This is a genomic window from Rhizobium sp. LjRoot254, assembly GCF_964254105.1.
Classification (GTDB): Bacteria; Pseudomonadota; Alphaproteobacteria; order Rhizobiales; family Rhizobiaceae; genus Rhizobium_E.
Map to the genome: position 1 here is coordinate 5,171,480 of NZ_CAXUSM020000001.1, position 13,847 is coordinate 5,185,326.

Consider the following 13,847-nt stretch of genomic DNA (forward strand, 5'->3'; position numbering starts at 1 on the left):
CCGGACTGAACCTCCGGCCGGTGCAGGCAGGAGGCCGTTCACTTGGGCTGGCTTTGAATAGCCGAGGACAAGCTTGGCCCTGCCTGCTCCCTTAGACCCCGAACGGTTGATCGGGCTTTCGCCCGCACCACAAGCCTGGGAGCAAGGCCATGATATCTGAACTTTCCTTTGTCGGCATCGACGTTTCCAAAGCCCGCCTCGATGTCCACATCCATCCTGCGGGTCACGTCCTGGTGCTCGCCAATATTTCAGAGCATTTCAGTGATCTCATCGCACGCCTGCGTGTTCTGGGGGCATCTGTCGTCGGTCTTGAGGCATCGGGTGGCTATGAACGGCCGCTTGCCGACGCGCTCCATGCCGCGGGCATCGATGTCCGTATCCTGCAGCCATCGCGCGTGCGCGGCTTTGCCCGCTCGATCGGACAGCTCGCCAAGACCGATGCGATCGATGCCGCCGTGATTGCCCGCTATCTCGCGACCGCCCATCAGGCGCTTGCACCCTACCGTCGGGATCCGGCGCTTGGCAGCCTTGGGGCGCTGCTCGGCCACAGGCGGCGGCTGGTCGCCGAGCGCAGTGGGTTGCTCAGCCAGTGCGATACCGAGACCGAACCCCTGGTGCTCAGCTTGATCGAAGAGCGCCTCGCCGCGATCGAGCGAGCGATCGTGCGCATCAAGGACGCGGTGCATGCGCTTGTCGCCGACAATCCGGCGGTCAGCGGTGTCGGACCAGTGCTCGCCACCACGCTGCTCGCCGACCTGCCGGAACTAGGCCAGGTCTCGGGTAAGACCGTCGCCGCTCTTCTCGGCGTCGCACCGCATGCACGCCAATCAGGAAAAGCCAACCGGCCGGGACGGTGTTCGGGCGGTCGTAAACATCTGCGCGATATTGCCTACATGGCGGTCTTGAGCGCCATCAAGGCAGCCGACCCAGTCCTCGGTGGCTTCTACAAACGCCTCAGACAGAACGGAAAACCCTTCAAACTCGCCATGGTCGCCACCATCCGCAAGCTCATCACAATCCTCAACGCCATCGCAAGGACCGATCCAGCTTTCGCACCCTGAAAACCACGGTTGCTTGTCCCTAGGATCTGGTGACGAAGTACAGCAATCGACGTCTATGATGTGGCGACCGTACCAGATCCTAGAGATAAGCCCTAGGATGACGTCCGTGGTGAGGTGGGCGTCGGAGAAACAGAAAAGGCCTCGGCGATGATGCCGAGGCCTCACGTTTGAATAAAAACCGCAATCAACCCTTGAGGTTGCGCTTGCCGAGCGTGCGCAGGCGCAGCGCATTGAGCTTGATGAAGCCGGCCGCATCCTTCTGGTCGTAGGCGCCCTGGTCGTCCTCGAAAGTGACGAGCTGGTCGGAATAGAGCGACTTGTTCGACTCGCGGCCGATGACCATGACATTGCCCTTGTAGAGCTTGAGCGTCACTTCACCCTCGACGTGTCTCTGGCTGAGGTCGATTGCGGCCTGCAGCATTTCGCGCTCGGGCGAGAACCAGAAGCCGTAATAGATCAGCTCCGCATAGCGTGGCATCAGGTCGTCCTTGAGGTGGGCGGCACCCCGATCGAGCGTGATCGATTCGATCGCGCGATGGGCAGTGAGCAGGATCGTGCCGCCGGGGGTCTCGTAGACGCCGCGCGACTTCATGCCGACGAAGCGGTTTTCGACGAGATCGAGGCGGCCGATGCCGTTGTCGCGGCCATAATCGTTGAGCTTGGCGAGCAAAGTGGCCGGGCTCATGCGGACGCCATTGATCGAGACGGCATCACCCTTTTCGAAGCCGACCTTGATCACGGTCGCCTTGTCGGGCGCGGCCTCGGGAGAAAGCGTCCGCATGTGGACGTATTCCGGCGCTTCGACAGCAGGGTCTTCCAGCACCTTGCCCTCGGAGGACGAGTGCAGAAGATTGGCGTCGACCGAGAACGGCGCTTCGCCCTTCTTGTCCTTGGCGACCGGGATCTGGTGCTGTTCGGCGAATTCGATGAGATCTGTGCGGCTCTTGAACGACCAGTCGCGCCAGGGGGCGATGATCTTGATGTCGGGGTTCAGCGCATAGGCCGAGAGCTCGAAGCGGACCTGGTCGTTGCCCTTGCCGGTCGCGCCATGGGCGATTGCATCGGCGCCGGTGCGTTTGGCGATCTCGACGAGGTGCTTGGAGATCAGTGGCCGGGCGATCGATGTGCCGAGCAGGTAGACGCCTTCATAGACGGCATTGGCGCGGAACATCGGGAAGACGAAATCGCGGACGAATTCCTCGCGGACATCCTCGATGAAGATCTCCTTTATGCCCATCATTTCGGCCTTCTTGCGGGCGGGTTCAAGTTCCTCGCCCTGGCCGAGATCGGCGGTGAAGGTGACGACTTCGGCACCGAGTTCGGTCTGCAGCCATTTCAGGATGATCGACGTATCGAGGCCGCCCGAGTAAGCGAGCACGACTTTTTTCACGTCCTTGGGAAGCGCCATGATGATAAACCGCCTGGATAGATTGGAATTGCCGGTCTTTTAGCGCGAAATGCGGCAAGTGCAAGCCCTGATGACGATAGGAAAGGTCTCAGTCGCTGCGTGGAATTGCCCGATGCGATGCAGTTTTCGCGATCGCCACGAAACGCTCCTTCACTTGCCTGAAAAGCCCGGGCGGCAAAGGCCCGTAATAGCCGGTCTCAGTATCAAGCGGCCTGATGTCCGGACCTGGCCAGATGAAGCGGTTGCTTTCCGTGAGGATAATCCAGGAACGCTCATCGTCGAGCTGCAGGCGGCTCTTGACGGCATGGGGAATCTCGACTGCGTCGTCCGGATTGGCCGGCGGCGTGTGAGTGATCGGCAGAACTCTTACGATACGATTGCCGTCTTCATCGACCTTCACCAGGGCGAGTACAAGGCAGGGCCGATCCTTGTCGCCTTCCACTCGGCCTTGTCGATATTGCTCATGCCACAGATACGAATAGCGGAAAATGTAACCAACCTTGATGTCACTTGGAAACATCGGTCGCCGTCAGTTCCCGATCGAGATATTCGAGGCCCGATTCCATTTCGGATATCTCGATGGCTGCAAGTTCCTCAGCCTGGAGATCGGTCGTCAATTCGACGCGACGTTCCAGCTTCGAAAGCCGCATGAAATCGTCATAAGCCATCAGCACTGTGCGGGGACGGCCATTCTTGGTTATGATGACGGGTTCGCGCAACGCATCGTCCTGATAAGCGCCGAAATTCTTCGAGATTGCAGCAGCGGGGACTTTTGAGACCATCGGGATACTCCTAAACCGATATTACGGGAAATCCGTAATATCCGCAATATCTATGGTCTTTGCCAATTCCGGCAATCGCGATAAAAGCATAGCAAATTCATTTCATAGGGATCGCGACAATGAGCGAACATCACCCTGTCTTCAAACCCGGCAATACGGCCGTCATCACCGGCGGAGCCTCAGGCATCGGCCTTGCCGCCGCCAAGCAGTTTGCATCCCTCGGCCTCAATGTCGTGATCGCCGATCTCGGCAGCGACAAGCTCCATTTGGCCGAACACGAAGTCGCCGCCGCGTCGCCGCGCGGGGCGGATGCGGTTGCGGCGATCCCGACCGATGTCAGCGAACTCGAAGACCTCAAGGTTCTCGCGACCGATGTCGCCGCACGATTCGGCAATGTGCATGTGCTGATGAACAATGCCGGCATCGGGGGCGGCAGCGCGCTGTTCGGGCCGCTGGAAAACTGGGAGCGGGTCTTCGCGGTCAATCTTTGGGGCGTGATCCACGGCAGCCGCGTGTTCGGACCCAAGATGCTGGCGCATGGCGAGCCGGGGCTGATCATCAATACCGGCTCGAAGCAGGGCATCACTACGCCGCCCGGCGATCCGGCGTATAACATAGCGAAGGCTGGCGTGAAGGTCTTTACCGAGGCCTTGGAACATGAGCTGCGCAACACCGAGGGCGGTAGGATCAGCGCACATCTGCTGATCCCCGGTTTCGTTTTTACTGGATTGACGGCGGGCAACCGCACGGAGAAGCCGGCTGCGGCCTGGACTTCCGAGCAGACGGTCGAGTTCATGATGGCGTCGCTGGCGAAGGGCGATTTCTATATCCTCTGCCCCGACAACGACGTGCCGCGTAGTCTCGACGAGAAGCGTATCCATTGGGCGGCGCATGACATCATCGAGAACCGGCCGCCGCTGTCGCGCTGGCACAAGGATTACGGCGATGCCTTCAAGGCATTCCTCGAAAAGGACCTCAAGTGATGGAATTCCTGCCCGATCTCACGACGCTGGTGGCGTTCACCGTCGCCACCCTGTTGCTGGCGATCACGCCTGGCCCTGACATGACCATCTCGATCAGCCGCGCGCTCACGGACGGACGACTCGGCGGTGCGATGGTGGTGCTCGGCACTTCCACGGGCGTCGTGGTCCATACCCTGCTGGTGGCATTCGGCGTCTCGGCGCTGATCGTCGCCTCTCCGACGGCGTTTCTCGTGCTCAAGACGGGTGGTGCCGCCTATCTCGTCTGGCTGGCGATCCAGGCCATCCGGCATGGTTCGAGCCTTTCGGTCAAGCGCGCGGAAGGCCCGGTCAATTCGGGGATGGCGAATTATCTCTCCGGTTTCTGGATCAACCTGCTCAATCCAAAGGTCATCATATTCTTCATGACCTTCCTGCCGCAATTCGTCAGCGCGTCCGATCCCCATGTCACCGGCAAGCTGATCTTCCTCGGCCTGTGGTTCATCATCTGGGGCATGCCGGTGAATTTCGCCGTCGTGCTAACTGCCGAGGCATTGTCCTCCTGGCTGCAAAGGAACCGCAAAGTGCTACGCGGCATCGACTATACCTTTGCCGGGGTATTTTCGCTGTTTGCGGTCAAGATATTCATGACGCAGGCGCGGTGATCACCGCGCCTGCGTCATACTTACTCAAAGTCCGTAGAAGAAAACAGGACGCCGGGCGTGCCGATCAGAACTCTTCCCATTCGTCCTTGCTGACCGCGATCGCTGCGGAGCCCGCCGAGGCATAGCGCGGCGCCGCCTTCGGGACCGACCGTGGGGCAACGGGTGCCGTAGCGACGACCCGTGGCGCTGCGAGAGGGATGCGTGCCGCCGGCTGGTGGCTGCCGCGCACCCTGAAGCGCGCGACCACATCCGCGAGCGTCTCGGTTTCCCGCGACAGGCTCTGGGTCGCGGCGGTGGTTTCCTCCACCATGGCCGCGTTCTGCTGGGTTGCCTTGTCCATATTGTCGGCGGAGGACGAGATTTCCCTCAGGCTTACGGCCTGTTCGCTGGTGCTCGCCGTGATCGTGTTGACGAAGAGCCCCATCTGGCCCACTTCGGCGACGATCTCGCCGAGCGAGGCGCCCGATGCGCTCACCAGATCCACACCCTGCTTGACCTGCGCCGCAGAGGCGGAAATCAGCACCTTGATCTCCTTGGCGGCATCGGCAGAACGCTGTGCGAGGCCGCGTACTTCGGAGGCTACCACTGCAAAGCCGCGTCCGGCGTCACCGGCACGTGCGGCCTCGACACCGGCATTGAGCGCCAGCAGATTGGTCTGGAAGGCGATATCCTCGATGACGCTGATGATCGTGTTGATCTGCGCCGAGGATTGCTGGATGGCGGCCATCGCCTCCACGGCATTGGCAACGATCTCGCCGCCGCGCGACGCCTTCTGCTGGGCGGCGGTGGCAACGTTCTGGGCACGCACCGCACCCGAGGCGCTGTCATTGACGGCACTGGTCACCTGACCGAGGGCGGCCACGGTTTCCTCAAGCGATGCCGCCTGCTGTTCGGTGCGCTTGGCGAGGTCGTTCGATGCGGTGGAGATTTCCTGCAGGCCCGCCCTGATCGTGCCGACGGAACCGACAACCGAGCCGATGACCTCCTCGAGTTCTGATATGCTCTGGTTGAACTTGGAGCGGATCGGCTCGAATTCGGCTGCAACAGCGGTATCCAGCCTGGCGGTCAGGTCGCCGGCCGCAAGGCTGTCGAAGCCCTTTTCGACGGCGTGAACGAAGGCACGGAGATCCTCGGCCTTGGCGTTTTCGAGGTTCGAGAGGCGGTCGCGTTCGGCTTCCTGCTTGCGGCGCGTTTCCAGCGCCTGCTGCTCAAGATGCTTCTTCTCGTTCGCCGCGACCTTGAACACATCGACGGCGCGCGCCATCGCGCCGATCTCGTCCTTGCGGTTCTGGCTCGATATCGGTGCATCGAGTTCGCCAGCGGCGAGACGGCCCATCGTGACGGCGATGTCGTGGATGACGCTGGCGATCGAGCGGGCGAAGAGCAGGAAGCCGACAAGCGTCAGCAGCGAGACGAGAACCGTGGCGACGATCATCGTCCAGAGTGCCGTGGCATTGGCGGCGACGATCTCGGTCACGTCGGAACCGATCTCGATGACGCCCAGCTTGGCGCCGGAGAAATTCAGGATCGGCTGGGCCTCGACCGCGTAATCACGGCCGCCGCTGGAAATGCGAACACTCACCGGCTGGCCATCGAAGGCCGCCTGCAACTGTTCGGGCGACAGTACGGATTCTCCGGGAAAGGTCGAAGCCTGTTTTTCGAAGGTGCCATCCTTGAAGACATGGACGGCGACCTGTGCGCCCACCTTCGTGGCCAGCGGCGCGAAATACTCGTTGGCGAGCGCGGTGCCGACATCGACGACGCCGACGGTCTTTCCATCCTTGATCACAGGGGCGGAGGCGAACATGCTGACGGCGGTGCGGCCCGGCTCGGTTCCTGCCGCCAGCTTGCCGGTGGTGAGCGCGGCGACGATCATCTTGCGCCGGCCCGTCAGATCGTCACCGAACTTGTCCGGCGCATGGACGCGTGCCACGGCCTTGCCCTCGATATTGGAGAAGGTGATCATTCCCAGGCCGCTCAACTCACCCAATTGTTTCAGGTTGGGGCTGAAGCGGGCGAGAATGTCTTCGCGTGCATTCGACGTGATCAGATCTGCGACTTCGGGCTGGCCGGCAATCGCCAGCGCCAGGCCTGAGGCGGCGCCCTTCTGGGCAGCCATGTCGAATTCGATCACGTCGAGGTCGTTGGTCAGCTCCTTGTGGATCGCCTGTTCGCTGACCTCCGACTGACGGTAAAGTCCTATGCCGCCGATCGCCACGCTGGCGAAAAGCACGGCTGCGAAGCCGTAGGCCGTTATGCGGATCCAGATCGGCTGTTTCACGTCAATCGAACTCATCGATAACCCCTTTTCCCACGGTGCGTGACGCACTGCGAGCCCCTTGAAATGCCTGACAAATCAACAGAGAAGTTTAAAGTTTGAGTAAACTTTGGACTATGATTACTTGCGGAGATTTTTGTGCCGCTCAAGTGAACTGGCGGAGTTTCTTCTCGAAGAACAGCCGTTCGGCCTCGGTCTGCGAGAGGTCATGGGCGAGCCGATAGGCGAGTTTTGCCTCCTCGCTACGGCCCGTGCGGGAATAGAGATCGGCGCGCACGGCGTGGAACGGCTGATAGTGTCCGAGCATATGGGCAATCGGTGCGAGGCGCTCCAGCGCCGCAGCTGGTCCGTCGGCATAGGACAGGGCGACGATCCGGTTGAGTTCGAAGACCGGGTTGTCGGCGATTGCGCATAGCGATCCGTAGATCAGCAGAATCTGATGCCAGTCCGTTTCCGCGAAACTCGCCGCCTCGGCATGGACCGCGATGATCGCGGCCTGCAACTGGTAGGGGCCGGCGCGTCCGCGCCGCAGTCCTCGTTCGAGCAGGGCGCTTCCCTCGGAGATTTCCTGGTCGTCCCACAGGCCGCGATCCTGGTCTTCAAGCGACAGGATTTCCCCCTCGGTGCCCAGCCGTGCGGAGCGGCGTGCGTGGTGCAGCAGCATGAGGGCGAGCAGTCCCTCGATCTCGGGCTCATCAGGACGCAAGACCGAAAGCAGACGCCCGAGGCGGATTGCCTCTTCGCAGAGTTCGCGGCGGATATGTTCCGCGCTGGAAGAAGCATAGCCTTCGTTGAAGATGAGGTAGATGACCGCGAGCACGCTTTCGAGCCGCTCGTTCCAGCCATCGGGGCCCGGCACCTCATAGGCGATGCCCGCCTGGGTGATCTTGTGGCGGGCGCGCACCAGCCGCTGGGCCATGGCTTCCTGGCTGTCGAGAAAGGCATCGGCGATCTCCTCGGTCGTAAGGCCGCAGACGGAGCGCAGGGTGAGTGCGACGCGCGCCTTCTTCTCGAGCGCCGGATGGCAGCAGGTGAAGATCAGCTTCAGCCGCTCGTCCCTGATCGGCTCTTCGGCCTCGTCCTCTACGGATTCGTTTTCCATTTGAATGAGATGGGCGATTTCGGCCGATTTGGAGCGGAAGTTTGCCGACCGCCGCAGGCGATCGATCGCCTTGCGCTTGGCGGTCTGCATGATCCAGGCTGCCGGCGAATGCGGCAGCCCGTTGCGTGTCCAGTGGATGAGCGCGGATTCGAGCGCATCCTGCAGGCTGTCCTCGGCGAGCTGGAAATCGCTGATGGCGCCGACGAGGTTCGACAGAAGACGGCCGCCGTCCCGGCGCGCCAGCGCGTCGATCGCACTGGGAACAGTGGCCGCTTCCGCCGAAGCCTCAGCCATCAGCGGTCGAAGACCATGATGGGACGGATTTCGACGGCGCCGCTGGCCGCGCCGGGGATCATTGCCGCATAACGGATGGCGTCATCGAGACTGGCGCAATCGAAAATATAGTATCCGCCGAGCTGTTCCTTGGTTTCGGCAAAAGGGCCGTCCATGGATTCCGTCTTGCCATTGCGTACACGGACCGTGGTAGCGGTCGACGTGGGCAGCAGGGCATCGCCCGCGACCCATACGCCGTCCCTGTGATAGGTTTCATTGGCCATCTGGTAACCGGTCATCATCTTCCCGAACTCGGGAGAGTCCGGCTGCGACATGTTCGCTGGATCGACGTAGATCAAAGCCATGTATTTCATTTCTCATCTCCTCTTTGGCCAATCCTCTTGATTGGTACCTGATGACGAACGGATTTTCGCGGATCGACATGCGACCCGCAAAAAATTTCACGAAAGCGAATAGGCGAGGTAGGCGGCCGCACCGAGCATGGTCAGATGGGTGCCGACCGCGCCCGCGATCCGGAACGGATCGGCCGGCTTCTCAAGATTGATTCCGAACAGGTGAAGGGCGCGTGCCGCGAGAAGCACGATGCCGAGCACATGCAGCCACGTGGCCGGCATGCCGCGCGCCTCGGCCAGCGCCATCAAGAACAGCGCGAAGGGCACGAATTCGGCGAAATTGCCGTGCTTGCGGATCCAGAGCGCGAGTTCCGGATGGCCGCCATCCATGATGGCGACGCCGAACTTGCCGCGCTTGGTGCTGACGATGAGGGCGAGCACGATCATGGCGATCGCTGATATGCAGGCGTAAATGGAAGTAACCTGGAAGGCCATGGGCCAATCCCCCTTGATGTTGACGATACACCGGGGTGACGATCCGCCAATCGGCAAATCGACATGATCTCCAAATTATTTGTCGCGTCGATGCTTAGAGCGCTTCATTGTTAAATGGAATCAGTTCTGTTGGCTCAAACGGAGTCGGATGGTCGACCGGCCGGCGCGTGTCGTAGCCAAAGCTCTACGGCCAAGCCGGCCGGTCGATCAGGCGGCCCGTTTCAGCCAACCCGAAGGGCCGGGCATCTTTCCGCCATGACCTGCGGCGCCGGTCCCGGCCGTACCTATGGGTACGACGCTCGCCCGCCGCCTTGGTCCTGACGAAAATCTGTCCCGGCAGAACTGCTTCCATTTAACAATGAAACGCTCTAGCCGGCAAAACCGCCATCGGCGAGGAACTTCAGCTCCTCCGGCGTCGATGTGCGGCCAAGCTGCGGATTGCGGTGCGGGAAGCGCCCGAAGCGCTTGATGATCTCGTGGTGCTCGTCGGAATATTTGGTCCAGTCGCCGCCAAGCGCATTGAAGAGTTCGACGGACAGGTCCTGGTCCGCGAGGTCCTCGGAATGTTCGAAAGGCAGGTAGAAGAAGGCGGCGAGCACTTCGCCAACCTCCTTGTCGTGACCTTTGTCGATTGCCATGCGGGCATATGTGCGGGCGAGCGGATCGGTGGCGAACATGTGGCCGGTGCCGCGAAAGACATTGCGGGGGAATTGGTCGAGCAGGATCATCAGGGCAAGCGCGCTGTCGGGGTGCTCGATCCAGTCGTCGTGCTCGCGCCGTGCGGCGGCGAAATGCAGGTTCATGAAGCGGCTGCTGAACTCCTGGTCGAAGGCGGCGTCCTTGGTGAACCATTTTTCATAGCCTGCGTCCTTCCAGAATGCGAGGCAGTCGGCGGCCTTGTGGATGGTCTGGTTCACGTGTCTCTCCTTCAATCCAATGCCCGTTCGAGGGCCCTGGTCACCCACTTGTTCAGGCTGACACCCTCTTTCCTCGCGACGGTGGACAAAGCGCGGTGCAATGCCGGTTCCGTGCGGATGACGAACTGGCCGGAATACGGCTTTTCCCGCTCTTCGCCGCGCTCGGCGCAGAAAGCCAGATAGTCATCGACGGATTCGGCAAAGGCTGTCTTCAGTTCCTGGGCGGATGTGCCCTGAAACGTAATGACATCGCGCAGATTGATGACGTCGCCGTGAAAGATCTCGGCATCCTCGTCGAATTCTATGACGGCTTCATAGCCTTTGTAATGCATTGTATTCATGGTCGTATCTCTGCTTCTGTCAGAAACCGTCTCACTGACTTCACGGCGCCTTTGTCGGTTTCCTTCCGCGGATGCGGCCGGTGGAAGACGGCACGAACGCCATTCAGAGCTACCCGAACCCGCGAGCCTTGACCTTCGGTAATGTCGCCGCCGCAGGCAATGAACAGCATCTCGATATCTCGCCAGGCGATATTCGACCGCACCGGATCGGCGAAGACCGCCTGCAGCGTGGCACGATGTTTCGCTGTTAGAGTCATAGTATCAAAATATGATATCGTTTGCCAATTGGCAATAGCGCGACCGGCCGGTGGAGCATCACCGGCCTCGACTCAATCTTCGCCGTGGTTGGCGATCATCATCGCTTCGAAGGCCAGGCGATCGGTCTTCTTCATCCGCTCGGATTCCGATTTCAACTGGCCGCATGCGGCGAGGATATCTCGACCACGCGGGGTGCGGATCGGCGAGGCATAGCCGGCCTGGTTGATGAAATCGGCGAAGGCCTCGATCGTTTCCCAGTCCGAGCATTCGTATCTCGAACCCGGCCAGGGATTGAAAGGGATGAGATTGATCTTGGCGGGGATGCCCTTGAGCAGCTTGACGAGATCGCGCGCATCGACGAGCGAGTCATTGACACCTTTCAGCATCACATATTCGAAGGTGATGCGGCGGGCGTTCGACAGGCCGGGATAGGCCTTGCAGGCGGCGATCAGATCCTTCAGCGGATATTTCTTGTTGATCGGCACCAGCAGGTCGCGAAGATCGTCGCGCACGGCATGCAGCGAGATCGCCAGCATGACGCCGGTCTCTTCGCCGATACGGACAATCTCCGGCACGACGCCCGAGGTCGACAGCGTGATGCGGCGCTTGGAGAGCGATAGGCCATCGCCGTCCGACGCGATGAGCATCGCCGTCTTGACGTGGTCGAAATTGTAGAGCGGCTCGCCCATGCCCATCATCACCATATTGGTGATCTTGCGACCCTCGGACGGCACGATCGCACCCTGCGGCGTGTCGCGGTCCGGGAAATCGCCCAGCCGGTCGCGGGCGAGCAGGAGCTGCGATACGATTTCCTCTGCAGTGAGATTGCGCACCAGGCGCTGGGTGCCGGTGTGACAGAAATCGCAGGTCAGCGTGCAGCCGACCTGTGAGGAGACGCAAAGCGTGCCGCGGCCGTCCTCTGGAATGTAGACGGTTTCGATCTCGACCGGACGGCCGGCGCCGCGCGGGGGAAAGCGCAACAGCCATTTGCGGGTGCCGTCGTTGGAGATCTGCTCTTCGACGATCTCGGGCCGCTGGATGGTGAAATGGGCGTGCAGAAGCTCGCGCAGATCCTTCGAGACATTCTTCATGTCGTCGAAATCCGAGACGCCGCGGATATAGAGCCAGTGCCAGATCTGCTGCACCCGCATCTTCACCTGGCGTTCGGGCAAGCCCTTTTCCACCAACGCCTTGCCGAGTTCCTCCCGCGTCAGGCCGATCAATGAAGGACGGGCCTCCAGCATCGCGGGCGAAAACGCCATAGGTTTTTCTTGAGCCGGGCTCAGTGCTTCCATCGTGGTCATGTCTGATGTCCTGTCGCGCTTGCCCGCCGGATTGCTCTCCGCTGGCTGCGCATCCCTGTCATATGGGAAATTTGCGCCCGCTTAGCATCATTTTGGGGCGGAGTCACCATTCCCTGCAGTATATTGCAGTTTGCAAGGATTTCATTGAAATATCCCCTGCGAGATACGATCACTTGTTGGGCGCCTAGCCGCTGAGCAGCGAACGCACCAATGCAGCCTGACTACGCACACCGGTCTTGTCGAAAATGCGCTGCAGTTGAGTGCGTAGCGTGTTAACGCTCACTGCCAAGATTTCGGCGGCACCCGCCAGGTCGTGTCCATCGACGATAAGGCGGGCAAGCCTGATCTGAGCGGGTGACAAGCCATAGATTTCCCGTGCCTGATCGATCCGGCGCGCAATCGTCTCCGCATCGTCGAACGACACCAGCGCCTTACCATCTTCGAGATGGACCCAGCAATGCATCGGCACCCCCGCCGCATCCTCGCCAAGCGTGACCGCCCAGGCTTGTTTCGGCGATAAGATCAGCCGTGTCTGCCCCTGCAGTTCGCGAAGAGCTGTGCGGACGGCTTCACGAAGCGCGGGGTCGTGTTCGCGCTGCCGAGCGCGGAGTCGACCGGCAGCAACGGCGAGCCCTTGATGGCCGCGTATCCGTTCCTGCGCGAGTCGGTTCGTCCACAGAATGCGCGCGTCCGCGTCGACCTCGATCAACGGCAAGTTCGCCCGCTCGACGGTACCCTCCATCATCACCACGCAGGCGATCTTCCAGACACCATCCGCCTTGTGCAGAATTTTTAGCTCGCGTTTGAGATCATCGCCGCCGTCGATCCCGATCTGGTCATAAGTGACCCATGCCATGTTCTCGGCAACGATGACGTTGACCTTCTCCCACCGAACATGCTCGGAAAAAGTACCCTTCCTGGGGAATCGCTCCATGATCCTCTTAAATCGCGCGGAAATCTCTTCCCAGCCTTCGTCGACCCGGATGCCCAGCGAGGCGTAATACTCCATCCGCCGGGTCTGCGGCGACTGCACCCAGTGGCTCGCCAATGCTTCGAAGTCCCGCTGCAGCCATGCCTCGGTCTCGCTGCGGATCACAGCGAGGATCGCGACCTTGTCAGCCTCGCCTTCGTCCATCCAACGATCTCCCGTGACGCCGGGCAATAGCATAGAACGGCTGGTATCTTGTGCCACGAGACTGCCTCAGATCAGGGTTATGCCAAGCATCATAGTCACGCCGGCCGCCAACGCGATCGACCCAAGCAGCCCCGATCCGAGCCGAACGCCCATGTGGTTCGAATAGTAGTGGTCCTCGGCCCAGGCGCTCATCCGAGCCGGTCGCATTGCGATGTGAATGTGTATGGTGGTGAGACTGTAGATGTCCACAATTTCCGTCCTGTACTGGAGCTTTCATCACGCAGCTTGGCATGAAGAAGCGCCCTGACCTGTCATGCGAACGGACGACAGCGCAAAAGTTTGCAACAGGAATGGAATGACGATGATGACACAGATACAGGCGCAACGTCTCTCAACGTTCGCAAATTCCCGAGTTTTTCGCGAGTTTGCGACTGAGTTTGCGACGTCGCAAAACGTGGCGTTCTTCGACAACTGAGCGTGCGGGATGCTTGATCAGGAATTTTCCGGCAAGGAAAA

At 60.7% G+C, this 13,847-nt stretch carries 17 protein-coding genes; 4 read left to right on the top strand and 13 right to left on the bottom strand.

Annotated features, from left to right (window positions below):
* Nucleotides 1–149 precede the first annotated feature (149 nt).
* A complete protein-coding gene (locus ACSQ26_RS25480; RefSeq protein WP_436013913.1) occupies nucleotides 150–1,061 on the top strand; it encodes an IS110 family transposase in 912 nt (303 codons plus the stop codon).
* A 184-nt stretch (nucleotides 1,062–1,245) separates the two neighbouring features.
* Here ACSQ26_RS25480 and ACSQ26_RS25485 read toward each other — a convergent pair whose 3' ends face one another.
* From ACSQ26_RS25485 to ACSQ26_RS25495, 3 genes are all read right to left on the bottom strand, one after another.
* Entirely contained in the window at nucleotides 1,246–2,469 is a 1,224-nt protein-coding gene (locus ACSQ26_RS25485) for an argininosuccinate synthase (protein ID WP_436013915.1), read from the bottom strand.
* Between the two features lie 88 nt (nucleotides 2,470–2,557).
* On the bottom strand, nucleotides 2,558–2,989 hold the full coding sequence (locus ACSQ26_RS25490) for a plasmid maintenance toxin (PemK-like) (protein ID WP_436013917.1): 432 nt from the start codon (nucleotides 2,987–2,989) through the stop codon (nucleotides 2,558–2,560).
* Nucleotides 2,976–3,251: a type II toxin-antitoxin system Phd/YefM family antitoxin gene (locus ACSQ26_RS25495; RefSeq protein ID WP_436013919.1), complete on the bottom strand. Its 276-nt coding sequence runs from the start codon at nucleotides 3,249–3,251 to the stop codon at nucleotides 2,976–2,978. Before ACSQ26_RS25495 ends, ACSQ26_RS25490 begins: the two co-directional genes overlap by 14 nt.
* A gap of 119 nt (nucleotides 3,252–3,370) precedes the next feature.
* Between ACSQ26_RS25495 and ACSQ26_RS25500 the strand changes: the two genes are divergently transcribed.
* Together ACSQ26_RS25500 and ACSQ26_RS25505 are read left to right on the top strand one after the other, a co-directional pair.
* A complete protein-coding gene (locus ACSQ26_RS25500) occupies nucleotides 3,371–4,234 on the top strand; it encodes an SDR family NAD(P)-dependent oxidoreductase (RefSeq protein WP_436013921.1) in 864 nt (287 codons plus the stop codon).
* Nucleotides 4,234–4,875, top strand: coding sequence for a LysE family translocator (locus ACSQ26_RS25505; RefSeq protein WP_436013923.1), 642 nt, complete (start codon nucleotides 4,234–4,236; stop codon nucleotides 4,873–4,875). The genes ACSQ26_RS25500 and ACSQ26_RS25505 overlap by 1 nt, the downstream gene beginning before the upstream one ends.
* A 64-nt stretch (nucleotides 4,876–4,939) precedes the next feature.
* Here the strand turns inward: ACSQ26_RS25505 and ACSQ26_RS25510 are convergent, their stop codons facing one another.
* From ACSQ26_RS25510 to ACSQ26_RS25540, 7 genes are all read right to left on the bottom strand, one after another.
* Nucleotides 4,940–7,171, bottom strand: coding sequence for a methyl-accepting chemotaxis protein (locus tag ACSQ26_RS25510; protein WP_436013925.1), 2,232 nt, complete (start codon nucleotides 7,169–7,171; stop codon nucleotides 4,940–4,942).
* Nucleotides 7,172–7,298: 127 nt separating this feature from the next.
* The gene (locus tag ACSQ26_RS25515) at nucleotides 7,299–8,549 is read right to left on the bottom strand and encodes an RNA polymerase sigma factor (RefSeq protein WP_436013927.1); all 1,251 of its coding nucleotides are present in this window, start codon (nucleotides 8,547–8,549) and stop codon (nucleotides 7,299–7,301) included.
* Complete coding sequence (locus ACSQ26_RS25520; protein WP_436013929.1) at nucleotides 8,549–8,902, bottom strand: YciI family protein; 354 nt, start codon at nucleotides 8,900–8,902, stop codon at nucleotides 8,549–8,551. The genes ACSQ26_RS25515 and ACSQ26_RS25520 overlap by 1 nt, the downstream gene beginning before the upstream one ends.
* Before the next feature lie 87 nt (nucleotides 8,903–8,989).
* Nucleotides 8,990–9,376, bottom strand: coding sequence for an MAPEG family protein (locus ACSQ26_RS25525; RefSeq protein WP_436013931.1), 387 nt, complete (start codon nucleotides 9,374–9,376; stop codon nucleotides 8,990–8,992).
* Between the two features lie 368 nt (nucleotides 9,377–9,744).
* Nucleotides 9,745–10,293, bottom strand: a complete 549-nt coding sequence (locus ACSQ26_RS25530) for a DUF924 family protein (protein WP_436013933.1) — start codon at nucleotides 10,291–10,293, stop codon at nucleotides 9,745–9,747.
* A gap of 11 nt (nucleotides 10,294–10,304) precedes the next feature.
* Nucleotides 10,305–10,634, bottom strand: coding sequence for a type II toxin-antitoxin system HicB family antitoxin (locus ACSQ26_RS25535; protein WP_436013935.1), 330 nt, complete (start codon nucleotides 10,632–10,634; stop codon nucleotides 10,305–10,307).
* Nucleotides 10,631–10,777 carry a type II toxin-antitoxin system HicA family toxin gene (locus ACSQ26_RS25540; RefSeq protein ID WP_436015473.1) on the bottom strand — a complete coding sequence of 49 codons (147 nt, stop codon included), beginning with the start codon at nucleotides 10,775–10,777 and terminating at the stop codon, nucleotides 10,631–10,633. The genes ACSQ26_RS25535 and ACSQ26_RS25540 overlap by 4 nt, the downstream gene beginning before the upstream one ends.
* Between ACSQ26_RS25540 and ACSQ26_RS25545 the strand changes: the two genes are divergently transcribed.
* Nucleotides 10,715–10,885, top strand: coding sequence for a hypothetical protein (locus ACSQ26_RS25545; RefSeq protein WP_436015524.1), 171 nt, complete (start codon nucleotides 10,715–10,717; stop codon nucleotides 10,883–10,885). The two genes, ACSQ26_RS25540 and ACSQ26_RS25545, sit on opposite strands and share 63 nt — an antisense overlap.
* A gap of 78 nt (nucleotides 10,886–10,963) precedes the next feature.
* Here the strand turns inward: ACSQ26_RS25545 and rlmN are convergent, their stop codons facing one another.
* From rlmN to ACSQ26_RS25560, 3 genes are all read right to left on the bottom strand, one after another.
* Nucleotides 10,964–12,154 carry a 23S rRNA (adenine(2503)-C(2))-methyltransferase RlmN gene (gene rlmN, locus ACSQ26_RS25550; protein WP_436015475.1) on the bottom strand — a complete coding sequence of 397 codons (1,191 nt, stop codon included), beginning with the start codon at nucleotides 12,152–12,154 and terminating at the stop codon, nucleotides 10,964–10,966.
* Between the two features lie 226 nt (nucleotides 12,155–12,380).
* Nucleotides 12,381–13,364, bottom strand: coding sequence for a LuxR family transcriptional regulator (locus ACSQ26_RS25555; protein WP_436015476.1), 984 nt, complete (start codon nucleotides 13,362–13,364; stop codon nucleotides 12,381–12,383).
* Nucleotides 13,365–13,397: 33 nt separating this feature from the next.
* Nucleotides 13,398–13,580: a hypothetical protein gene (locus ACSQ26_RS25560; RefSeq protein ID WP_436013937.1), complete on the bottom strand. Its 183-nt coding sequence runs from the start codon at nucleotides 13,578–13,580 to the stop codon at nucleotides 13,398–13,400.
* Nucleotides 13,581–13,847 lie beyond the last annotated feature (267 nt).